The organism is Aliidiomarina sanyensis (genome assembly GCF_003987175.1).
GTDB classification, from domain to species: domain Bacteria; phylum Pseudomonadota; class Gammaproteobacteria; order Enterobacterales; family Alteromonadaceae; genus Aliidiomarina; species Aliidiomarina sanyensis.
On record NZ_PIPM01000001.1, the window covers coordinates 116,442 to 139,554 of the forward strand.

Annotated in this window: 25 protein-coding genes; 24 read left to right on the forward strand and 1 reads right to left on the reverse strand. The window is 50.9% G+C overall.

All coding sequences use genetic code 11. The features are described 5' to 3' along the window. The first annotated feature begins 113 nt into the window (after window positions 1-113). On the forward strand, window positions 114-386 hold the full coding sequence (locus CWE11_RS00510; protein ID WP_126775648.1) for an FAD assembly factor SdhE: 273 nt from the start codon (window positions 114-116) through the stop codon (window positions 384-386). Window positions 387-720: 334 nt separating this feature from the next. Here CWE11_RS00510 and nadB read toward each other — a convergent pair whose 3' ends face one another. After that, on the reverse strand, window positions 721-2,340 hold the full coding sequence (nadB, locus tag CWE11_RS00515; RefSeq protein ID WP_126775649.1) for an L-aspartate oxidase: 1,620 nt from the start codon (window positions 2,338-2,340) through the stop codon (window positions 721-723). A gap of 157 nt (window positions 2,341-2,497) precedes the next feature. Between nadB and rpoE the strand changes: the two genes are divergently transcribed. The 23 genes from rpoE to CWE11_RS00630 all read left to right on the forward strand — a co-directional run bounded on the left by rpoE (window position 2,498) and on the right by CWE11_RS00630 (window position 23,082). Further along, window positions 2,498-3,079 (forward strand): RNA polymerase sigma factor RpoE, encoded by a 582-nt coding sequence (gene rpoE, locus CWE11_RS00520; RefSeq protein ID WP_126775650.1) that lies wholly within the window; start codon window positions 2,498-2,500, stop codon window positions 3,077-3,079. Window positions 3,080-3,100: 21 nt separating this feature from the next. After that, window positions 3,101-3,715: a sigma-E factor negative regulatory protein gene (locus CWE11_RS00525; RefSeq protein ID WP_126775651.1), complete on the forward strand. Its 615-nt coding sequence runs from the start codon at window positions 3,101-3,103 to the stop codon at window positions 3,713-3,715. A 23-nt stretch (window positions 3,716-3,738) separates the two neighbouring features. Next, window positions 3,739-4,767, forward strand: coding sequence for a MucB/RseB C-terminal domain-containing protein (locus CWE11_RS00530; RefSeq protein ID WP_126775652.1), 1,029 nt, complete (start codon window positions 3,739-3,741; stop codon window positions 4,765-4,767). A gap of 11 nt (window positions 4,768-4,778) precedes the next feature. Beyond that, window positions 4,779-5,240: a SoxR reducing system RseC family protein gene (locus tag CWE11_RS00535; protein WP_126775653.1), complete on the forward strand. Its 462-nt coding sequence runs from the start codon at window positions 4,779-4,781 to the stop codon at window positions 5,238-5,240. A 67-nt stretch (window positions 5,241-5,307) separates the two neighbouring features. Next, window positions 5,308-7,125, forward strand: coding sequence for a translation elongation factor 4 (gene lepA, locus CWE11_RS00540; protein WP_126775654.1), 1,818 nt, complete (start codon window positions 5,308-5,310; stop codon window positions 7,123-7,125). 51 nt (window positions 7,126-7,176) lie between these two features. Next, window positions 7,177-8,070, forward strand: a complete 894-nt coding sequence (gene lepB / locus CWE11_RS00545; protein WP_126775655.1) for a signal peptidase I — start codon at window positions 7,177-7,179, stop codon at window positions 8,068-8,070. After that, complete coding sequence (rnc, locus tag CWE11_RS00550; RefSeq protein WP_126775656.1) at window positions 8,067-8,774, forward strand: ribonuclease III; 708 nt, start codon at window positions 8,067-8,069, stop codon at window positions 8,772-8,774. The genes lepB and rnc overlap by 4 nt, the downstream gene beginning before the upstream one ends. Then, complete coding sequence (gene era, locus CWE11_RS00555) at window positions 8,771-9,694, forward strand: GTPase Era (RefSeq protein ID WP_126775657.1); 924 nt, start codon at window positions 8,771-8,773, stop codon at window positions 9,692-9,694. Before rnc ends, era begins: the two co-directional genes overlap by 4 nt. Continuing rightward, on the forward strand, window positions 9,694-10,431 hold the full coding sequence (gene recO, locus CWE11_RS00560; protein WP_126775658.1) for a DNA repair protein RecO: 738 nt from the start codon (window positions 9,694-9,696) through the stop codon (window positions 10,429-10,431). The genes era and recO overlap by 1 nt, the downstream gene beginning before the upstream one ends. Continuing rightward, on the forward strand, window positions 10,412-11,170 hold the full coding sequence (gene pdxJ / locus CWE11_RS00565; protein WP_126775659.1) for a pyridoxine 5'-phosphate synthase: 759 nt from the start codon (window positions 10,412-10,414) through the stop codon (window positions 11,168-11,170). Before recO ends, pdxJ begins: the two co-directional genes overlap by 20 nt. Continuing rightward, a complete protein-coding gene (locus CWE11_RS00570) occupies window positions 11,171-11,551 on the forward strand; it encodes a holo-ACP synthase (RefSeq protein ID WP_126775660.1) in 381 nt (126 codons plus the stop codon). An 89-nt stretch (window positions 11,552-11,640) separates the two neighbouring features. Continuing rightward, window positions 11,641-13,851: a GTP diphosphokinase gene (gene relA / locus CWE11_RS00575; protein ID WP_126775661.1), complete on the forward strand. Its 2,211-nt coding sequence runs from the start codon at window positions 11,641-11,643 to the stop codon at window positions 13,849-13,851. Window positions 13,852-13,859: 8 nt separating this feature from the next. Continuing rightward, window positions 13,860-14,702, forward strand: coding sequence for a nucleoside triphosphate pyrophosphohydrolase (gene mazG, locus CWE11_RS00580; RefSeq protein ID WP_126775662.1), 843 nt, complete (start codon window positions 13,860-13,862; stop codon window positions 14,700-14,702). A gap of 106 nt (window positions 14,703-14,808) precedes the next feature. Continuing rightward, complete coding sequence (locus CWE11_RS00585) at window positions 14,809-16,446, forward strand: CTP synthase (protein ID WP_126775663.1); 1,638 nt, start codon at window positions 14,809-14,811, stop codon at window positions 16,444-16,446. Between the two features lie 46 nt (window positions 16,447-16,492). Beyond that, window positions 16,493-17,782, forward strand: a complete 1,290-nt coding sequence (eno, locus tag CWE11_RS00590; RefSeq protein ID WP_126775664.1) for a phosphopyruvate hydratase — start codon at window positions 16,493-16,495, stop codon at window positions 17,780-17,782. 10 nt (window positions 17,783-17,792) lie between these two features. Further along, window positions 17,793-18,467, forward strand: a complete 675-nt coding sequence (locus CWE11_RS00595) for a hypothetical protein (RefSeq protein ID WP_126775665.1) — start codon at window positions 17,793-17,795, stop codon at window positions 18,465-18,467. Between the two features lie 77 nt (window positions 18,468-18,544). Beyond that, on the forward strand, window positions 18,545-18,838 hold the full coding sequence (ftsB, locus tag CWE11_RS00600) for a cell division protein FtsB (RefSeq protein ID WP_126775666.1): 294 nt from the start codon (window positions 18,545-18,547) through the stop codon (window positions 18,836-18,838). Then, window positions 18,835-19,533 carry a 2-C-methyl-D-erythritol 4-phosphate cytidylyltransferase gene (gene ispD / locus CWE11_RS00605; RefSeq protein WP_126775667.1) on the forward strand — a complete coding sequence of 233 codons (699 nt, stop codon included), beginning with the start codon at window positions 18,835-18,837 and terminating at the stop codon, window positions 19,531-19,533. Before ftsB ends, ispD begins: the two co-directional genes overlap by 4 nt. Beyond that, window positions 19,530-20,027, forward strand: a complete 498-nt coding sequence (gene ispF / locus CWE11_RS00610; protein WP_126775668.1) for a 2-C-methyl-D-erythritol 2,4-cyclodiphosphate synthase — start codon at window positions 19,530-19,532, stop codon at window positions 20,025-20,027. Before ispD ends, ispF begins: the two co-directional genes overlap by 4 nt. Then, complete coding sequence (gene truD, locus CWE11_RS00615) at window positions 20,024-21,142, forward strand: tRNA pseudouridine(13) synthase TruD (RefSeq protein ID WP_126775669.1); 1,119 nt, start codon at window positions 20,024-20,026, stop codon at window positions 21,140-21,142. The genes ispF and truD overlap by 4 nt, the downstream gene beginning before the upstream one ends. Beyond that, a complete protein-coding gene (gene surE / locus CWE11_RS00620) occupies window positions 21,120-21,869 on the forward strand; it encodes a 5'/3'-nucleotidase SurE (protein ID WP_126775670.1) in 750 nt (249 codons plus the stop codon). Before truD ends, surE begins: the two co-directional genes overlap by 23 nt. Then, a complete protein-coding gene (locus CWE11_RS00625) occupies window positions 21,866-22,507 on the forward strand; it encodes a protein-L-isoaspartate(D-aspartate) O-methyltransferase (RefSeq protein WP_126775671.1) in 642 nt (213 codons plus the stop codon). Before surE ends, CWE11_RS00625 begins: the two co-directional genes overlap by 4 nt. Beyond that, a complete protein-coding gene (locus CWE11_RS00630; RefSeq protein ID WP_126775672.1) occupies window positions 22,504-23,082 on the forward strand; it encodes a YqaA family protein in 579 nt (192 codons plus the stop codon). Before CWE11_RS00625 ends, CWE11_RS00630 begins: the two co-directional genes overlap by 4 nt. Window positions 23,083-23,113 lie beyond the last annotated feature (31 nt).

Sequence of the window (23,113 nt, forward strand, 5' to 3'; positions counted from 1 at the left end):
GCGACGGTGATTGCGGAATTCAAGCAGGGGAGTTCGGGATTCTCTGGAAGAGTGATAGAATGACGCATTGTGGCTGAACTAGGTTTTTATGATTAACAGAGTAGAGGTAGTCGATGCAGTTCCTGAAGCAATCAGAGGATGCGCTCAAAGATAAGCGACGGATGCGATGGGCTTGTCGTCGGGGGATGTTGGAATTGGATGTTCTTTTCGCGCCCTTTGTTGAAGAAGCTTACGATGATCTGGATGAAACGCAACAAGCAGTATTCCGGCGGTTGCTGACCTGTGATGACCCAGACCTTTTTGCGTGGTTTATGGGGCATAAAGCCTGCCCAGACCCTGAATTGGCCGATATGGTTGCATTGATGCTTCGCCGCGTGAAAGTTTAAGCTGTTTTACCGCCCTGATGCTTTATTCGTTTGTCTGGCGGTCCTACTGGCTCCATCAAATCAAGCCGTGGTGGCCTACTCGGTTGAATGAACGAGGTGGAGGATTCAACGCCTCGGAACAAGAGGTTCAGCTTGAGTCGCCTGCTTTTTTGCTGCCTTGGTGCTGTTTTGTGCGGGTCCGAGACAAGTCCAGCAAGAGGCTGCATTGGTGGACTCTATGGCGCGGACAATGCGACGGTGTAGCGTGGGCTCGGCTGCGGCGGATTGTCTTAACCGTTCGACATCTGCCGCCCGTCGACCAGCCACGGTCGTTATCGGGCGGGAGGCAAGATAGTTAGGCCTTATCGTGTCGAAAAAGGGCGGGCTCTAAGATGGTTGGTTGGGTCTGCTCGGCAGGGTCCGGATAATCCAACGTGTAATGCAGCCCACGGCTCTCCTTGCGTTGCATCGCACTCTCAATGATAAGCCGTGCGACCTGCGCCAAGTTTCTCAACTCAAGCAGGTTATTGGTCACCCGAAAATGAGCGTAATACTCATGGATTTCCTGCTGAAGCAATTCCACTCGGCGAAGCGCACGCTCGAGGCGCTTTTCGGTGCGCACAATGCCTACATAGTCCCACATGAAGAGCCGCAATTCGTGCCAATTATGTTGAATGATAACCTCTTCGTCTGAATTCGAGACTTTACTTTCGTCCCACGGGCGAATGGGGCCGGGAGGCGGAGTTTTACTCATGAGTTCAGCAATATCGCTCGCTGCGGCCCGAGCAAAAACCACACACTCCAATAGAGAATTACTGGCCATGCGATTTGCACCATGCAATCCGGTGTAGGCGACTTCACCAATAGCATATAGTCCAGGAAGGTCTGTCCGCGCATGCAAATCGGTCATTACACCGCCACAGGTGTAGTGCGCTGCTGGAACCACCGGCATCGGCTCTTTCGTAATATCAATCCCGAGGCTCAGGCATTTTTCGTGGATGGTTGGAAAATGTTGCCGAATAAATTCAGCGGGTTGGTGAGAAATGTCGAGATACATGCAATCTGCACCCAAACGTTTCATTTCAAAATCGATTGCTCGCGCAACGACGTCACGGGGAGCGAGCTCAGCTAACTCATGAAAGTCTGGCATAAAGCGAGAACCGTCCGGACGTTTTAAGTGTGCGCCTTCTCCTCGCAAGGCTTCTGTGAGTAGGAAGTTGTGTGCTTTGGGATGATACAGGCAGGTTGGATGAAATTGATTAAATTCCATATTTGCGACACGGCAACCTGCGCGCCATGCCATGGCGATACCATCACCACTAGCCACATCAGGATTGGATGTGTATTGGTATACTTTGCTTGCGCCGCCGGTGCAAAGGGCGGTGAACTTCGCAGCAATGCTTAACACCTGTCCATGCGATCGACTCCAAACATAAGCACCGATGCAGCGTCGCTCACCATCGACGTTCTGCTCCGAGATCAGATCGACCGCATTGGCTTGTTCCAATACCCGAATATTTGGGTGACTGAGGGTACGAGATGTGAGCGTGCTTTGCACAGCACGACCGGTTGCATCGGCTGCGTGAAGGATACGGCGGTGGGAGTGTCCTCCTTCGCGCGTCAAGTGAAATCGTGTATTTCCAGCTTCGTCCGACTCTTGATCGAAAGCAACACCGAGGTCGATCAACCATTGCAAACTGTCTTTCGCCCGTTCGGCGGTGTAACGAACAACGGCAGGGTCACACAACCCAGCTCCTGCCACCAACGTATCGCTCACATGGGATTCAATGCTATCATTCTCATCGAATACAGCCGCGATACCCCCTTGTGCATAGTAGGTTGAGCCCTCAGCAAGTGGGCCTTTACTCAGGACGATGACCTGATATGATTCTGCCAGTTGCAGCGCAAGGGATAGACCCGCTGCGCCGCTACCAATGATCAAAACGTCGCACGTAATCGTAGCGTCAGAAGTCATGATGAATTATCGTTGGTGAATGAATTATTTGAATTTTACCGTTGTTACGGACTAATTTGCGAACTTTTTCCAAAACCATCGGTCTAGCTCTTACAGAGAGCATGCGGGCCCAAAGCAAATAGTCAAAGGACGCGGTCACAACAGAGAGTGGGCTCGAATGAGCGAACAGGATATTGATCAACAGCTGGTGGAACGAGTACAGCGCGGTGATCAACGAGCATTCGACGTGTTGGTGAAAAAGTATCAGCACAAAATTATGAGCCTCGTTGCGCGTTACGTGAAGCATCCGGGTGATGTTCCGGATGTTGCTCAGGAAGCTTTTATAAAAGCGTACCGAGCGTTACCGAACTTTCGTGGTGACAGTGCGTTTTATACGTGGCTGTATCGGATCGCGGTCAACACAGCAAAAAATTATTTAGTTTCGAAAGGGCGGAAGCCGCCTGCGTCAGACATTGATGCACAAGATGCGGAATTTTTGGACAATGGACATGGTCTGAAGGATATCGCTTCACCGGAGAGCATGCTGCTCTCTGAAGAAATACGGCAAACTGTGATGGATGTAATTGATAGTCTTCCGGACGATCTGAAGCAGGCCATTACGTTACGGGAACTTGATGGTTTAGGATATGAGGAAATAGCTCAAACCATGGATTGCCCGATAGGAACAGTTCGGTCACGAATCTTTCGGGCGCGTGAGGCCATCGATAAAGTGATTCAACCGCTACTGGAACAGGATTAGGTAAACTGAGGATACACCCTGATGACAGAAAATCAGAATGAAAAACTGTCGGCACTCATGGATGGCGAACACACTGATGATTCGCTGCGTGAGCTCGTGGAAAACGCGAGCCATCGTGAGCGATGGTTCCGTTACCAGCTCGTTAGCGCAATGATGCGTGGTGATGCGAAGCATGGCCAACCAGTTGATATTTCTGCCGCTGTATCCGCAGAAATCGCCCGAGCGCCTGCGCCGGTGAGCGAGATTTCTTGGTTCGCAAGTTTGCGGCGGAAATTGATGCGAGCAGGGTGGATGCGTCCGGCCGCGAACGTGGCAGTGGCCGCAAGTGTTGCCGTCGTGACGGTCGTTGCCGTGCAGAACTTTCAGCAACCAGAAGAGGTGATGAATCCAGCACCGCAGACACGATCAACGGTAACAGCGCTTGAAACCATGCCGATTGGTGGTGTCGTGAATCCGGTTAGCTTTAACACCGTCCATACACCAACCGAAGAACCTGATCTTGGTGTGGAGCGGAGCTTGTTGCAATCATTTATGATGGATCATCAACAGCAATTGCAGTTGAGCCAACAAGATCAGTTACTGGAAGGAAACGCTCAATCCGAGCGCGAAACGCCGCGTCAGCCAGATAACGACTGAGCGTCATTGATTAGGAACGGTGTATGATGCAAACTCGCAACGTCATGCTAGCAGGAGCAGTTCTGGCATGGCTGTGCAGCCTTCCCGCGGCCGCGGGCCAGGCGCAAAGCCGTTTAGAGCCATCAGCTAGTCAAGAGCCGACAACTCAATCCACCAGCCCAAATACCGTTCAGCAAGAGCGTGATGGCGCGACTTGGTTCGATCGCATGCAACAAGCGCTGCGGACTCAGAACTTTTCAGCGTCCCTTGTCCATGTGCAAGGTCAGCGGGTTGAACTATTTCGGTGGCTGCACGGACGCACAGAAGATGGCGTCGAGCTTGAGCTTCTATTTAGCCTCAATGGTCCAGATATCTATCTTGTGCGCCAAAACCAGCAGGTTTCGTATTTCCACCCCATGATCTCGCCCTATAGTTTGCGTGCTCAGGCCTTATTTGGGCCCATCCCGACGGCATTCTACGAGAGCTTTGATCGCATCAGCCCATCGTATAGCGCGGTTGCAATGGGCGGTGGTCGAGTTTTAGACCGGCCGGCACAGCACATTCGTTTAGTTCCGAAAGATCAGCAACGGTTTGGATATTCGTTATGGTTGGATCGCGAAACGGGGATGTTGTTGCGGATGGCCACTGTCGCACCAACCGGAGACATTTTGGAGCAAGTACAGCTCACATCGTTGGACTTCTCCACAGAAATTCAAACCGATCTGTTGCAAGTACAAGATTCACCCATGCCCCCCTTAGTGCGCGATCCAGATGCTGGAAGTGCATTGCAGCACGAATGGCGCCAAACATGGTTACCAGAGGGCTTTTCTCGGGTCCGCGCAAACCATCATCGCTTACCAATGACAGGTATCGCTGCAGATTACTTTTTATATACCGATGGTATGACGCGAGTCTCTGTGTACGTCTCCCAAGATCCTCGCGCGTCGACAAACCTGCAATATGAGGGACTCGAATCGTTATATACTCATCGGCACCGTGACTTTAGTGTGACCGTGGTTGGCCGCTTGCCGATGGAGACCCTGCAACGAATCGCCGCTTCGGTTGCGCGGTAACGAGCAGAGAGATGATTCGAGAACTCGGAGAAGTGACATCTGTCGATGGCCAGCGGGTCACGATCAAAACCCAACTCAAGCAGGGCTGTGGTGGATGTAAACAACAGTCTCACTGTGGAGCAGGCTTGCTCTCCAAAGCCTTTCCACAGCGGCGGGGTGAGCTGGACGTCTGGATGGAACAAGCACCAGAGCCAGGCACGCAGGTTGAGTTGCTCCTGCCGGAACAAGCCATGGTCCGCTTCTCGGTCTGGCTTTACCTTTTGCCTCTCCTTGCCCTTTTCATTGGCGCCTGGTTCGGCAGCGCGCTTATGTATCACGAGGGGTGGAGTATCCTCTTTGCCACGATCAGTTTTGCCGGTAGTTTTTGGGTTCTGAATCGTTGGCTGCGCAAACGAGACGTCCAAGTTCGTGCGTTAATGCAAGTGAAGATTATTGCCCCGAGCAACGTTGATTGTTTGTCGGTCCAAAAGTAAGTAAAATTCCCCCCTGATATGCAGTCATAAAGTCGGTTCTTGGGAAAGTACCGCAGTTGAGGTGTTCATGAGCCAGAATGGCATTCCAAAGAAGAATATTCGAAATTTCTCCATTATCGCCCACATCGACCATGGAAAATCGACCTTGTCTGATCGGTTGATTCAGTTCTGCGGCGGTCTTACTGATCGTGAAATGGCGGAACAGGTGCTCGATTCGATGGATATCGAGCGTGAGCGCGGAATTACCATTAAAGCGCAAAGTGTGACCTTGTTTTATGATGCAAAGGATGGTGAACGGTATCAGTTGAACTTCATTGATACCCCGGGGCACGTTGACTTTTCATACGAGGTCTCACGCAGCCTTGCAGGCTGTGAAGGTGCGCTTCTTGTGGTTGATGCGGCGCAAGGGGTCGAGGCACAGACGCTTGCGAACTGTTATACCGCGATCGACATGGACCTCGAAGTGGTGCCGATTCTCAATAAAATCGACCTACCCCAAGCAGAGCCCGAACAAGTGGCTCAAGAAATTGAAGATATTGTCGGAATTCAGGCAGTTGATGCGGTTCGTTGTTCAGCCAAGACGGGAATCGGTATCGAAGAGGTTTTAGAACGAATTGTCCTTCAAATTCCTTCACCTGTGGATCAAGCGGATGATGAAGCGCCTCTGCAGGCGCTGATTATTGATTCGTGGTTCGATAATTATCAGGGCGTCGTCTCATTGGTTCGGATCAAGAAAGGTGTATTGCGTGCCGGTGAGAAAATGAAAGTGATGTCGACCGGGCAAGATCACTTGGTTGATAAAGTTGGTATTTTCACTCCCAAGCAACATGAAACCGGTGTTTTGCGGGCCGGGGAAGTGGGTTACGTTATTGCTGGTATCAAAGACATTCATGGTGCCCCAGTAGGGGACACGTTAACCCATGCAAAGCGTGCTGCTGAGAAGCCACTTCCTGGCTTCAAGCGGGTTCAACCGCAAGTCTATGCGGGAATGTTCCCAATTTCCTCGGACGACTATGAAAGTTTTCGGGATGCGCTTGATAAGCTGAGCCTGAACGACGCCTCGTTGTTTTTCGAACCAGAAAACTCCGGAGCGCTTGGGTTCGGATTCCGCTGCGGATTTCTCGGTATGCTGCATATGGAAATTATCCAAGAGCGGCTTGAACGAGAGTACGACATCGATCTGATCACCACAGCCCCAACGGTCGTATACAAGGTCGAAACCACCAAAGGCGAAGTACGGATGGTCGATAATCCAGCGTATTTGCCTGCGGTGAATGAAATCGCAGTGATTAACGAACCCATTGTTGAGGCGCATATATTGGTGCCACAAGAGCACGTGGGGAACGTGATTACCCTGTGTATCGAGAAACGTGGTGTCCAAACCAATATGGTGTATCACGGGAAACAGGTGGCTCTGACATACGAGCTTCCGATGGCTGAAGTCGTGATGGACTTCTTCGATCGTTTAAAATCCACGAGTCGCGGCTATGCGTCGCTCGATTACCATTTCAAGCGTTTTGAACCTTCAGACATGGTCCGTGTGGACATTTTGATCAACGGCGAGCGGGTGGATGCGTTGGCAATGATCCTGCACCGTAGTCAAGCTCAGTATCGTGGGCGTGACGTGGTTGAGAAAATGCGTGAGTTGATTCCACGTCAGATGTTCGATATCGCGATTCAAGCGGCGATTGGGAACCACGTCATTGCGCGGAGCACTGTAAAGCAGCTTCGCAAAAACGTTACCGCGAAGTGTTACGGTGGTGATGTGAGTCGGAAGAAAAAGTTGTTGCAGAAGCAGAAGGAAGGTAAGAAGCGGATGAAACAACTTGGCAATGTTGAGGTCCCACAAGAAGCCTTCTTGGCTGTTTTGAGAACAGGGAAATAATAAACAAGGCGCACACACGGTGCGCCTTGTGTTAACAAACAGGACGCATCCATGACGACCTATTATTTTTCATTGCTGTTGGTATTCGGCACCCTGATTACCGGTATCATTTGGGCCATCGACCACTGGCTTTGGAAGCCGAAGCGCCAAGCGAAAATCGACGAGGCCGAAGCGAAGAGTGGAGTCAAACTCAATGACGTGCAGGCGCAACAACTGGCGCCTCAGTCTGCCTTGGCGGACTTTTCTCAAGCGGCATTTCCGGTACTGTTGGCTATTTTAATTCTACGATCGTTTATTTATGAACCGTTTCGAATTCCCTCAGGTTCTATGATGCCCACCTTATTGGTGGGTGATTTCATCATGGTGGAGAAGTTCCGGTATGGATTGCGTGAGCCAGTAACACGTAAAGAGTTCCTACGAACCGGTCGTCCAGAGCGCGGCGATGTTGCAGTCTTCAAGTATCCCGTGGATCCAGATATCGACTATATTAAACGAGTGATTGGCATGCCCGGCGATCGGGTCGTCTATCGGGATAAGTCATTTATTATCTATGCAGGATGCGCCCCCCAGTGCGAGGGTGTGGAGCCATTGGAGATTGCGCAAACCGAGCAAGAAAATGACTTATTTTTCCGCAATCAGATGCCATTGGAGCGCTTTACCGAGACCATCGGAGAGCGAACTTTCGATATCCTTGTCGATCCTTTACGCAATCGTGTGTCGGATGACTTGATGTGGGATGTTCCCGAAGCGCATTACTTCCTCGTGGGTGATAACCGCGACAATAGCCTTGATAGCCGCTTTTGGGGATTCGTTCACGAGGATAAACTCGTGGGTCGGGCAACCTTCGTTTGGCTCAGTTTAGAGTTTGAGCGAGATACGTCAAGCTGGCTCCCTCAATGGGTGCCTAGCCGCGTTCGGTTTGACCGCCTCGGGAGGATTGAGTGAGTTTAACAGCGCAACAACGCAAGGATTTAGAGCAACGGATTGGATATCAGTTTACCGATGTAGCGTATCTTCACCAAGCGTTGACGCATCGCAGTGCCTCTGAAGCGCACTATGAGCGGCTCGAATTTCTCGGTGACTCGATTTTAAGCGTGGTAATTGCTGAAGCACTCTATCATCAGTTCCCAAAATCGCCGGAAGGGGAATTGAGTCGAATGCGCGCAACATTGGTGTGTGGTTCGATGCTCGCCAAGATTGCGCGAGATTTCGACCTTGGCCGTTTTTTAAACCTTGGGCCTGGGGAAATGAAGAGCGGAGGGCATCGTCGTGAGTCGATTCTCTCTGATGCGGTTGAAGCAATTATTGGTGCGGTATTTTTGGATAGTAATATTCAAACTGCACAAGCATTGGTTCGTGCATGGTTTGCACCCCGTCTTGCAGCGATAAAGCCCGGAAATAATCAAAAAGATCCAAAAACCCGTTTGCAGGAATTCTTGCAAGGACGCCAGCTCTCTCTCCCGGTATATGAAGTTGAGATGACTCAAGGGCAGGCACATAATCAACGGTTTACCGTGAGTTGCACGGTTGAGAATCTTCCCGAGGCCGTACTCGCCACAGGAACCAGTCGAAGAAAAGCAGAACAGGCCGCGGCCTCGAAAGTTATTGAATTGTTGGCGGAACAAACCGGCAGCAAGGAGTTGTTATGAACCTACCAGAGCACAATGAACAAGGCTTCCAAACATATAATGGGTTCGTAGCCATTGTAGGCCGTCCAAACGTGGGGAAGTCGACCCTTCTCAATCAGCTGTTGGGACAAAAAGTCAGTATTACATCGAAGAAAGCGCAAACAACGCGCCACCGAATTTTGGGGATTGATACGGAAGGGCCTTATCAGACAATTTATGTGGATACTCCGGGGCTCCATAAAGATGAAAAGCGTGCGATCAATCGCTTGATGAATCGCGCAGCAAGCTCATCGATTGGTGATGTCGACCTCGTTCTGTTTATCGTTGAAGGCACCCACTGGACTGAAGACGACGCGATGGTTTTAAGTAAAATCCAACGTGCGAATCGTCCAACGATGTTGATCATCAACAAAATTGATCAAGTCAAAGACAAGGGGAGTTTGTTGCCTCATATTCAAAAGCTCAGTGAGCAATACGAATTTGTTGATATCTTCCCGTTATCCGCTTTGTCCCCGGAATCAATGCCGAAGCTCAAGAGCATTGTGCGCCCGTATTTGCGCGCGGGTATCCATTTTTATCCGGAAGATTATGTAACGGACCGAAGCGTTCGATTCATGGCCGCGGAGATCGTGCGCGAGAAACTGATGCGTTTTACCGGGGATGAGCTGCCATATTCAACAACTGTGGAAATAGAGAAGTACGAGCAAGGGGCCAATGGAATCGTCCACATTCATGCACTAATTCTGGTCGAGCGGGAAGGGCAAAAGCGCATGGTCATTGGCAACAAAGGAGCAAAATTGAAAACAGTTGGAGCTGAGGCTCGGCGTGACTTGGAAAAGCTTCTTGATACCCAAGTCAACCTGCAACTGTGGGTGAAGGTGAAATCTGGCTGGGCCGATGATGAGCGTGCCTTGCGCAGTTTGGGTTACGGAGAGGACTGATGCAACAGGCCTTCGTGTTGCACCGATGGCCTTATCAAGAGCATGGGTTGCTCATCGACTTATTGCTGAGCAATGACACCCGTATTCGTGCCATCTCGAAATATGCGCGAAGTCGACGAAGCAAAATTCGCGGTTCGTTTGAACCGTTTCAAACCCTTGACCTTGAGCTCATCGGCCGGGGTGACTTAAAGGTCGTTCGAACCGTTGAGGTCACACAGCGCTTTTCTCTCGCGGGTGATCGCGTCTACAGCGGTCTCTATGTAAATGAAATTACCCAGCGCCTTTTGCGTGAGCATATTGAGGCGGAAGGGGTCTACGGGGCATATGCTCAAACACTGAGTCTTCTCGCGGACGGTGTGGATCCGCATTTCGTATTGCGACGCTTTGAATGGCAGTTATTGGATGCGTTAGATCTACTCGACTCCTTTACCCATGAAGCCCGTGCGGGGGATCCCATTGATCCCGAACGAAACTATACTTACGTTCCCGGCACGGGCTTTTTAGAAGTGGCGCCAGGGCAACGCGAATCCAATGCCCTCGCCGGTGAAAGTATTTTAAAAATGGCTCAATTTACCGTTGATGATCCGCTCGTGATGCGTCAGTTTCGGAGTATTTTGCGTCGCGCACTGGTCCCGCATCTTGGTGATAAGCCGTTAAAGAGTCGTGAGCTCTTATTGGCAAGCCGCGCGACCCAATCCAGAATTCTTGAGGAGAAGGATGCAAGTGATACACGATAAAACCACATTGCCTGTTGGCCCCGCACTTCTTGGGGTGAATATTGATCATGTTGCGACACTGCGAAATGCCCGAGGTGTTTCCTACCCTGAGCCCGTTCATGCGGCCGCCGTCGCAGAGCAGGCCGGGGCTGATGGAATCACCATTCACTTGCGGGAAGACCGCCGGCATATTACGGACCGCGATGTTCGTTTGCTCGCGGAAACCATTCAAACGCGCATGAATCTTGAAATGGCGATGACCGATGAGATGGTCCAGATTGCCATAGACACCAAGCCGACCTATGTATGCCTTGTGCCCGAAAAGCGTGAAGAATTGACGACGGAAGGAGGCCTCGATGTAGCCGGGCAGCTGAACCGCTGTCGTGATGTAGTCACGCGATTAAGTGAGGCTGGAATACTTGTCTCGCTCTTCATTGATGCAGATCCTCGACAAATTGACGCCTCTGCCGCCGCGGGCGCTCCTTATGTAGAACTCCACACGGGACACTACGCGGAGACAACGGGCTCTGCACAAGCGCAAGCTTTGTTGAATATTGAGAAGGGCGCGCAGCTCGCACACCAAGCAGGACTGGTTGTGAACGCGGGGCACGGTTTGCACTATCACAATACGGCGGCAATTGCGCGAATTCCGGAAATCTATGAACTGAATATTGGGCATGCAATTATGGCGCGCGCCATGTTCTGTGGCTTACATCAAGCGGTTGCAGATATGCGGGCAATTCTTCAGGCGGCCCGTTAAATGGCGATCGTCGGGATTGGCACTGATATAGTCGAAGTCGCCCGTGTGCAACGGGCGATTGAGCGGCAACCGATGTTCGCTGAGCGCCTCCTGACCGAATCAGAACGCGCGGAGATGTCCGCTGCTCGATTTCCAGAACGCTACCTAGCGAAGCGCTTTGCAGCGAAAGAGGCAGCACTCAAAGCACTCGGAACTGGTCTCGCACAGGGTATTCGCTGGCACGACATGGAAGTAAGCCATTCGGAGTTAGGGCAGCCGTTGCTCACTTTTTATGGTGGGGCACAGCAGCGGGCCGAATTATTGGGTGTTCAGCGCGTTCACCTCTCGCTCAGTGATGAGGCCCACTACGCACAGGCTATGGTGGTGCTTGAAAGCGCGTAAAAACATCCATTTCGCGTTGACAGGGCGTTCAGGATTTCGCACATTGAATAGCTGAGGAGCCCATCGTTTAAGTCGTCGCAGGGGGAAGCATGGTTCAGGTTCGAAATGTGCACGTGGATAAGCAATCCAGCAGGCCAGAAGCATGGCAAGCGGATGACGTGCCACGAGACCAACAAGAAGCGCTGCTTTCGCTCTCACAACAACTCCATCTTATTATTGAAAACCATCCTGACGCTGAGCAGCATCGCGAGCTCTTGCTCAAAGGCCAGGAGATGGTTGAAATTCTCGCTGCCCTTAAATTGGATCTTCGTGGCCTCCAAGCTGCACTCTGCTTTGCTCTTTACGACGCTCGATTGATCGATGATGCGTGGGTGGAAAAACACCTTACAGCGGAGAGTGTGGTCCTCCTTGCGCATATCAAACAAATGGATAGCATCGGTGCTTTACAATACTTTCGTCATGGTCGTCCTGGGGAAGCGCAGATCGATACGGTGCGTCGAATGCTGTTGGCCATGGTGGAGGATGTTCGTGCGGTTTTAATCAAACTCGCCGAGCGTATTTGTCAGCTGCGACAGGTGAAGCGCTTCGATGAAGAAACCCGCGTCCTGATCGCTAAAGAATGCAGTGAGATCTACGCTCCTTTAGCGAATCGTTTAGGGGTGGGGCAGCTCAAATGGGAGCTTGAAGATCTCGCCTTTCGATATCTCCATCCTGATATTTACGCCTCCATTGCGCGCCAACTGGATGAGAAACGGTGGCAGCGCGAGCATTACATCGATGACTTCGTAGCGCAATTACAAACCGCATTGCGGGAGCAAAATATTGAGGCTCAGGTGTATGGGCGGCCGAAACATATCTTTAGCATCTGGAAAAAGATGCAAAAGAAGAATTTGCGTTTCGATGAGCTTTTCGATATTCGAGCGGTTCGGGTGGTGACCCAAAACTTAAAAGACTGTTATGGCGCGTTAGGAATCGTACATTCGCTCTGGCGGCATTTGAATTCTGAGTTTGATGATTATGTCGCCACACCCAAGCCCAATGGATATCAATCAATCCACACGGTGGTCATTGGGCCGGAGCAAAAACATGTCGAAATTCAAATTCGATCGGAGCAAATGCATGACGATGCTGAATTAGGCGTCGCTGCGCACTGGGTCTACAAAGAGGGGCAACCCAGTGGCCGAGCGCAGGGCTACGAAGAGAAGATTTCTTGGTTACGCAAGCTACTCGCTTGGCATGAGGATATGGCGGAAAATGAGGAATTGGTCCAAGAAATCCGCAGTCAAGTGTTTGAAGACCGGGTCTATGTGTTTACCCCGAAAGGGGATGTGATCGACCTGCCGATGGGATCAACTCCATTGGATTTTGCTTATTACGTCCACTCGCAAGTCGGACACCGTTGTATTGGTGCCAAAGTCGATGGCCGCATTGTTCCGTTCACTTACGTTCTGCAAAATGCTGAGCGGGTTGAGATTCTTACGCAAAAAGAAGCAAGGCCGAAGCGTGATTGGATGAACCCAGCGTTAGGCTATCTGAAATCTGCTCGGGCCCGGAGTAAAGTCCATGCGTTTTTCAAAAAGCAGGACCGCGAACAAAATATTCTTCAGGGTCGCGAGTTACTCGAGACCGAATTGGCGAAGGTCAAACTGACTTTGAACGACGTCGGCCCGGCTGTAGAGCGCTTCAACATGACGCATGTTGATGATTTACTCGCGGCGATTGGCGCGGGAGATGTTCGTCTCCATCAAGTCGTGAATTTCCTCAAGGCGCCAGCCAGCGAAGATGAGACTGAGGAACTTGAAAAACTTGCCAGCCGGAAGAAGCCCTCTGAGCGTTCGAAGAAGACACGCGACGGTGTTAAAGTAGGCGGGATTGGGAATCTCATGATGAGCTTTGCAAAGTGCTGCCAGCCGCTTCCCGGTGATCCCATCAAAGGATATGTCACACAAGGGCGCGGAGTTTCCGTACACCACGAAGGATGCGATCAGTTATTGCAGTTGCTCGAACAAAATCCGGCACGGGCGATTGATGTGACTTGGGTTGAGGATCAACAACAACGATATGCCACGCGGTTGGTGATTGTGGCGGATGATCGACCCGGCTTATTACATGACATTACGAGTATCATCAGTCATGAGAAACTCAACGTAAATGATGTCTCCGCACGGCACGACGATACAACACACAGTGTGCTCATTGAGCTTGAAGTGATGGTGTACAACAACAGTGAAATCCAACGGGTTTTGGGCCGGATCCAGCAAGTAAGTCACGTGCGAAGCGCGCAACGAAAATCATCTTAGGAACGCTTATGAAACCATCAGCAGAGGCCCTTGTTGCGTCTCAAACGAGTGAGCGAACGCTCCCACAGACAGCGCGTCTGCTTGATATTATGCAAGCACTCCGCGATCCACAGACCGGCTGCCCATGGGACTTGAACCAAACCATGGAAACTTTGATTCCTTATACAATTGAAGAGACCTATGAGGTTGCCGATGCGATTACGCGGGGTGGCCGCGAAGAAATAAAAGATGAATTGGGCGATTTGCTTTTTCAGGTCGTTTTTTACGCCCAACTGGCGCGCGAGCAAGGTGATTTTTCGTTTGATGAAGTCGCTGGCGCGATCGCGGATAAACTGGTTCGACGCCACCCTCATGTATTTGGAGACGGGCAAGCGGATACGCCGGAAGCGGTGTTACGTCAATGGGAACAGATTAAACAACAAGAGCGGGCTAATAAACCAGACGATCATTCCGTTTTTTCAGGGGTTCCCGTAAATTTACCTGCGCTTATGCAAGCACAAAAAATCCAAAAGCGCTGTGCGAATGTTGGGTTTGATTGGCCTGATGCTGAACCGGTCTTGGCAAAAATACGGGAAGAAGTCGCGGAGGTGGAAGACGCCCTAAGTCAGACGTCAGTAAACGCTGAAGCTGTCGAGGAGGAAGTGGGGGACTTGTTGTTCGCGGTGGTGAATTTAGCGCGCCACTGCCAAGTTAACCCTGAAACCGCCTTACGGAAGGCGAATCAAAAATTTATGCGGCGTTTTAGAGCCGTTGAGCAAACGGCACAGCAGCAGGGGGTTGGCGTCGAAGCGTTGGACCTCAATGCCCTTGAGGTGCTTTGGCAATCGGTAAAAAGGACAGAAAAAACGTAATTCCCCTTGATTGTGAATTGTCGTAAGGCCAATGCACGAGTATACTGTGATCCCGTCTTTACGTCCTTTTCCTTGATTCATTCATCCTGACGCAGCAGGTTTTTGCATGGCGACTAAATATATTTTCGTAACCGGCGGTGTAGTATCTTCGCTGGGGAAAGGTATTGCGGCGGCTTCGTTAGCTTCTATTCTGGAAGCTCGCGGACTCAATGTAACCATTATGAAGTTGGATCCTTACATCAATGTGGATCCTGGCACCATGAGTCCAATCCAACATGGCGAGGTTTTTGTTACCGTCGACGGAGCAGAAACAGATCTCGATCTGGGTCATTATGAGCGCTTTATTCGCACACGAATGACCAAAAAGAATAACTTTACGACAGGTCGCGTCTACGAAGATATTATCCGCCGCGAACGGCGTGGTGATTTTCTTGGCGCCACGATCCAAGTCATTCCTCACATTACCAATGAAATCAAGCGCCGAATTATTGATGGTGCCGAAGGGTATGATATTGCCATTATTGAGATTGGTGGCACGGTGGGGGATATCGAGTCTCAACCATTTTTGGAAGCCATTCGTCAGTTGGCGACCGAGATTGGGCGCCACCGGACCTTGTTTATTCATTTGACCTTAGTGCCCTTTCTGGGCGCAGCGGGTGAAGTGAAGACCAAACCTACACAGCACTCGGTCAAAGAGCTTCGTTCCATCGGTATTCAACCTGATATCCTCATTTGTCGCTCGGATCGCATCATTCCCGCCAATGAGCGAGCTAAAATTGCCTTGTTCACGAACGTACCGGAGCGTGCAGTTATTTCCCTAAAAGACGTTCCGAGCATCTACAAGATCCCGGCAATCTTGAAGTCCCAAGGATTGGATGAGTTTGTACTTGAGCGGTTTGGTCTCGAATGCCCGGATGCTGACTTGGCGGAATGGGAGAAAGTACTTTACCTTGAATCAAACCCCACCGGTGAAGTGACGATTGGTTTCGTCGGTAAATATGTTGAACTTCCTGATGCATACAAATCGGTAAACGAGGCACTTGCTCATGCGGGACTGCATAATCGTTTGACGGTTCACATTCGTTACATTGACTCGCAGGATGTCGAAGCGAAGGGTGTGAGTAAGCTTCAGGGCGTTGACGCAATTCTTGTTCCGGGTGGTTTCGGTGGTCGCGGGATCGAAGGGAAGATCATGGCTGCGCAGTATGCCCGGGAGAACAAAATTCCTTATCTCGGTATTTGTTTGGGGATGCAGATAGCGGTGATTGAATATGCGCGTCATGTTGCAAAATTAGAGGACGCGAACAGTACTGAATTCGATGAACAAACCGCGCATCCCGTGATTGGATTAATTACGGAGTGGATGGATGAGTCTGGGCAGAAGGCGTACCGTGAAGCAGGGGGAGACCTCGGTGGAACGATGCGACTCGGCGCGCAGCAGTGTCATTTGTTGGCAAACACTAAAGTACGGTCGATCTACGGTGCGGATACGATAGAAGAGCGTCACCGTCATCGGTATGAGGTGAATAATAATTACCGCGATCAGTTGGAACAAGCAGGATTGATTTTTAGCGGCTTGTCGGCTGATAAGCGCTTGGTCGAAGTGATCGAAATTCCAAATCATCCTTGGTTTGTGGCTGCACAATTCCACCCTGAGTTTACGTCAACGCCGCGGGACGGACACAAATTGTTTGAAAGCTTTGTCCGCGCTGCTCGGGAATACCAAGAAGCGCAGCGCGCATAAGCCCTGGAACTTTATTTCACTGACAATAGCAGGAAAGGAATTAGAAATGAGCAAGATTGTAAAAATTGTGGGTCGCGAAATTATGGACTCCCGCGGCAACCCAACCGTGGAAGCGGATGTCTACTTGGAAGATGGAAGTCACGGCCGTGCAGCAGCCCCAAGTGGTGCTTCAACAGGCAGTCGCGAAGCGCTTGAGCTACGAGATAAAGATGCCGGTCGGTATCTAGGTAAGGGCGTGAAAAAAGCCGTGAGTCATATCAATGGTGCGATTGCTGAGTTACTCAAAGGTATGGATGCATCGCATCAACAAGCCATTGATGATGCAATGATCAAACTTGATGGAACCGAAAATAAAGAAAAGCTCGGTGCAAATGCTATTCTTGCAGTATCTCTGGCTGTCGCGAAAGCAGCGGCACAAAGCAAAGGAATTGCCGTGTTCGAGCATATTGCAGAATTAAACGGAACGGCAGGAAAGTACAGCATGCCGCTCCCCATGATGAATATTCTGAATGGCGGCGAACATGCAGATAACAACGTCGATATTCAGGAGTTTATGGTGCAACCTGTGGGTGCTAAGAACTTCGCAGAAGGATTGCGCATGGGGGCTGAGATTTTTCATGCCCTAAAAGCTGTTCTAAAGGCACGTGGCTTAAGCACTGCGGTTGGCGATGAGGGTGGTTTTGCACCAAATCTTGCTTCAAATGAAGACGCATTGAAAGTGATCGTTGAAGCAGTTGAGAACAGCGGTTATCGCCTTGGTGAGGATGTCACGTTAGCGCTCGATTGTGCTGCGTCTGAGTTTTATCGGGATGGGAAGTACCACCTAAGTGGTGAAGGGAAATCATTTACTGCGGCTGAATTTGCTGACTATCTGGCGGATCTGTGCGATCGTTATCCGATCGTGTCGATCGAAGATGGCTTGGATGAGAGTGATTGGGAAGGCTGGAAAATCCTAACCAATAAAATTGGTGATAGAGTTCAGCTGGTGGGTGACGACTTGTTTGTGACCAATACTAAGATTTTGAGCCGCGGTATTGAGGAAGGTATCGGCAACTCGATTTTGATCAAGTTCAACCAAATCGGTAGCTTGAGTGAGACCTTAGCGGCAATTCGCATGGCTCAAGAGGCTGGCTTTACGGCCGTTATTTCGCATCGTTCAGGTGAAACCGAAGATGCGACCATTGCTGATCTTGCCGTGGGGACTGCGGCGGGACAGATCAAAACGGGAAGCCTTTGTCGCTCTGATCGCGTTGCGAAATATAATCAGTTACTTCGTATCGAGGAGCAACTCGGTGAAGTTGCTTATCGCGGACTTGCGGAAGTAAAAGGTCAGTAAGGATGAGGTAGTGAATACGCAGTCAGATATTTTCAGCTACGCAGACTCGAGTAATCTCGGCCTCTCAGCCGAGCTCGCGGAGCTTTGTAATACGCTCTATGACTCGGAGCTGAAAATTCTGGCTGACACGGGTCCCGATGACCCACGTCTTCTGAAACGGCGTTTGGGCTCGTTAAGTCACTACGTTCGGCGTGCGGCTCATGCGCTGATTGTTGCCGCGAAGCGCACCGATAACCCATTGCAATTCGATGTTCAAAACGCGTGTTGGCTTTCCCGTCAGCGCCCTCATGCTCCGCTTCCTAAACTATCCCCAGCGGCTTGGCTACAAAAGCATGTGCAGTTAGCAATGCCGCTACCTGTATGGGAGCGTTTACCGGCTCAGCAAGGGGCGATCGAGCGGATTCGGTTAGATACCGTGGATGAGATAGACATTACTGGGGAGCGGGTGCATCTCAATCAAACGGGATGGTTTCATTTTTCAGGTGACCCGGAAGATCCTTCGAGTGATGTCCCACAACGTCGCCTCTTGCGACCGGATAAGGCGTCGATGGTTGCCGCATGCGCCGGCCATCGTTGGGGGCCTACGGGGCGTCTAGCACCGCAAACGCTGTCTTTACGCGAATTACTTTTGACGACCACGGTCAGTTGGACGGGATTTAGCAACGTTCAGCGACTGCCATTTTAGATTAGATAAAAAGATGTATGCTTTCGGTTGGATCAACGAATCGAAGGGTACAGATAGAAAGAAGACGGGAGCATAAGATGCGCGTATTGACCCTTGTTGCGATCGCCATTGTTCTAATGCTGCAATACCGAATATGGTTTGGCCAGAACGGCCTTCAAGACCTGCGTGAATTGCGCCAAGAAGTGGCCCGGCAAGCGCAAGCAAATGAATCCTTGCAACAGCGTAATCAACTTCTTGCAGCGGATATCGATGACCTTCGCACGGCCCTTGAAGCGGTTGAAGAACGCGCACGCAATGAACTCGGGCTAGTGCGTCCTGACGAAACGTTTTTTCGTCTTATCGCGGTTGATGAACAGGAACCCGATACATGATCGGTATTATTCCCGCTGCAGGAATCGGCTCGCGTATGGGTCTGGAAATTCCCAAGCAATATTTGCGCATTCACGAACGTAGCATATTGGATTACAGCATTGCAGCGTTGCTCGCTGATGCCAGAATTCAAGAGGTCATTGTGGCCTTACACCCTGATGACACCCTTTTTGTATCAACCGAAGCGGCAAACGATCCGCGGGTCCATTCCGTTATCGGCGGTACTACCCGAGCAAAGTCCGTGCAGAACGCTCTTGAACACGCAGCGCTTCAGGCGGAAAAGAACACACTTGTTGTGGTCCATGATGCGGCACGACCTGGGCTTCCGCCGGATGCTTTGGCACGTCTTCTTGATCAAGCGGAGCGGGATCCTCAGCGCGGCTGTGTCATGGCGTTGCCGGTGCGAGATACGTTAAAATCAGCGAGTTCCCAATGGCACATCACGGGGACGGTTGATCGCCAGACGGTTTGGCAAGCACAGACACCTCAAGTGTTTCTGTTGGAAGCGCTCCACCATGCACTGCAACATGCAGAGCGAGCGGGATCTCAGATCACAGATGAGAGTTCAGCGATTGAAGCGCTGGGTGGAAGACCAAAACTCGTGTTAGGGTCTCGTGCGGCAATGAAAGTGACAGATCCTGATGATCTTCCGCTGGTTAGTTTCTATTTGAGTCAACAACAGCAAGGTGACCTGTGAGAATTGGACAAGGGTTTGACGTGCATAAATTTGGTGGTGACGGTCCAATTGTTTTGGGCGGTGTCACCATTGAGCATGAACAAGGGTTGGTTGCTCATTCTGACGGCGATGTAGCGCTCCATGCGCTCGCTGATGCCTTTTTAGGTGCGTGTGGTTTGGGGGACATAGGGGTTTGGTTTCCGGACCATGATCCTGCTTTCGCGGGAGCGGATTCCGGCGAGCTCTTGAAAAAGGTTTATCTGGAAGTCCGACGGAAAGGGTTTACCCTGGGAAATCTCGATTTGACGATCATTTGTGAAAAACCAAAAATTGGACCCTATCGAGCCGCGATTCGTCGTCGTATCGCTGAGCTCTTACTCACGTCTGAAGAACGTGTAAATGTCAAAGCAACGACAACGGAAAAACTCGGGTTTACAGGTCGCGGTGAGGGAATTGCAAGTATGGCTGTCGTGTTGCTTATCCCCCGACATGTAGCGAACGAGGTGGAAGCGTGAGCGAACTAGCACGTTGGGCAGAAGTCGATGAGCTACAACGGGGCATTGCGATTCAAGCCGGTGAGGTACTTCCTACGGGAGTTTATAAAAGTCGCCCTGAAGATTTTGAAGTCATTGAACAGCTTGGATTTGTCCCCGAGCAAAATCCGAAGGGTCAACAACACTGGCTTCGTATAAAAAAAGTCGGGGTGAATACCGAAGACTTAGCCAAGCAACTGAGCAAAGCACTGCGAATTCATCCACGTGACCTCGGCTACTCGGGTCTCAAAGATAAACATGCGGTGACAGAACAATGGATGAGCGTTCAGTTGCCCGCCTTGGACAACCCGGATTGGTCCGTGTGGTGGACTCAGAATATGACGAGCGAGCGTTTGCGTGGTGGCTCTGCTGAGTTACTTGAGGTGGTTCGCAGCAGTAAAAAACTTCGAAGAGGAACCCATAAAGCGAACCTTTTTCGTTTGTGCGTGCGCGATATTTCGAACCCGGAAACTTTGCAACGTCGGCTTGAGGCTCTTGCGCACGTTGGGTCGGTCCCTAATTATTTTGGTCCACAACGTTTCGGTAGGCGGGGCGATAATGTTACACAAGCCCTTGCGATGGCACGGGGGGACCACCACGTTCGGGATCGTAATCTTCGTAGTATTTTACTCAGTAGTATTCGTTCCTGGCTATTCAATACCTATGTACATCGCCGGTTGACGGAAGGCTTTCCCGCAATCACCGCAGGGGATGTGGTCATCCTCTCCGGGAGTCAGTCCTACTTTACGATTGAAACCTTGGATGATGTTATTCGTGCGCGTCATCAAACCGGAGACATTCTCGTATCGGGCCCGTTATATGGTGACGGCGAGAGCCCTGCGCAGGGGGCGGTAAAAGCATTTGAAGATCGCGTGGCAGCCGATTACCCGGAACTGGTTCATGTGTTGCGAGACGCCCGCATGAAGGCGGAACGGCGTGCGCTTGCGTTATCGCTCTCAGAACTGCGATGGGATTGGCTTGAGGAACAGACGCTTCAGCTAAGCTTCGCGTTGCCAGCGGGTAGTTTTGCAACATCTGTATTAACTGAGTTAGGTGACTTTCAGGAGGCTTCTCATGCGAATATTGCTCAGCAATGATGATGGAGTTCGTGCGCCAGGTCTTGCCGCCTTGCACAAGGAACTCTCAAAAATAGCCGACGTCACCGTGATAGCTCCCGATCGAAATTGCAGTGGGGCAAGTAACTCACTGACTTTGCATAATCCACTGCGCGTTGAGCAGTTGGAAAACGGTTTCTTTTCGGTGAATGGCACACCGACTGACTGTGTTCACATCGGCACAAATTCACCACTCGGTGAGTCACCTGATCTGGTTGTTTCGGGCATTAATGATGCGCCAAACATGGGTGATGACGTGATTTACTCGGGGACTGTTGCAGCGGCCACTGAGGGGCGTTTCTTGGGGTTGCCTGCAATTGCAGTCTCCATGGGAGAGTACGGCCATGATTTCTATGAGACGGCAGCCCGTGTCGTCGCTGAACTCGTTGGTCAGCTGGATCGTGATCCTATTTCCTCTGATTTCGTCCTGAATGTGAATGTGCCATATCGTCCGTATGAACAAATTAAAGGGATCCAAATGACGCGACTCGGTCGCCGCCACCGGGCTGAAACCATGGTCCGGGATTCCGATCCTTGGGGCCGTGAGATTTTCTGGTATGGGCCCGTCGGACCTCACCGTGATGATGGTCCAGGAACGGACTTCGCAGCGGTCGCCGATGGATATGTTTCGGTCACGCCATTGACAGTGGATATGACGGCGCGGGATGATCGAGAAAAAGTACAGCAGTGGTTAACAAAACACACATGAAAGTGACCAATCATCAGGGCTTAGCCAAACGTCTTGTCGAAAAACTAAGGGCATTAGGAATTCGGGATCAGCAGGTTCTTGACGTGCTCGCACGGACACCACGACACGAGTTCATGCCAGAGTCTCTGGCACATCAAGCCTATGAGAATACCGCATTGCCGATCGGGAATGGACAAACCATTTCACAGCCCTACATGGTTGCGAAGATGACGAGCCTGATTTTGGAACAGACCCATGGGCGAGTCCTGGAAATTGGAACCGGCTCAGGGTACCAAACGGCAATTCTGGCACAACTTGTTTCTCATGTTTATTCGGTCGAACGGATAAGTCAGCTGCAGTATCATGCGCAGCGCCGAATGAAGCGGCTTGACCTGCACAATATTTCAATGCGGCATGGAGACGGATGGCAGGGGTGGGTGAGTAAAGCCCCATTTGATGGAATTATCGTAACAGCCGCGGCGAGTCATGTACCCGACGCACTGCTTGCTCAGTTGAGTCCTGACCAAGGGCGGCTGGTGATTCCCGTGGGAGCTCAACAGCAGGAGCTTTTGGTGATTGAGCGTCGGGGCGATGAATTTTTAAAGCGAAGTGAAGGAGCTGTGCGGTTTGTACCGCTGGTGCAAGGAGATTTAGCTTGAAAGTTTTCAGTACGTTGTACGATAAAGCGTTGGTGTGGGCACAGCATCGACGCGCGCCCGCCATTTTATCGGGGATAAGCTTTGCCGAGTCGGTAATATTTCCGATTCCAGTGGATGTGATGTTGGCCCCTATGGCGATTGCTCAGCCAAATCGTGCAATGTATTTCGCCATGTTAACGACGATTTTCTCGGTTCTAGGCGGAATTGCTGGTTACTTCTTAGGCTTGTTGGCGTTTGAACCCATTGTGTTGCCAGTGATCGAGTATTTTGGCCACACGGATACCTTGTTGCAGGCACAGCGCTGGTTTGCCGAATGGGGATTTTGGGTCATTTTCCTCGCTGGCTTTTCACCCATTCCTTATAAAGTTTTTACAGTCACCGCAGGTGTGATGACCATTGCGTTTCTACCCTTTGTGATCGCTTCGGTGATTGGTCGAGGGATGCGCTTTTTTTTGGTTGCGTGGCTCATGAAGTGGGGCGGACCGATTATGGAAAAACATTTGCGGCAACATATGGATACCATCGGATGGGCGGTTGTTGTTCTCGCGATTGTCGCGTATTTTATTCTTCGATAAGGCAGTGGCTTCAATAACACATAGGTAGGCT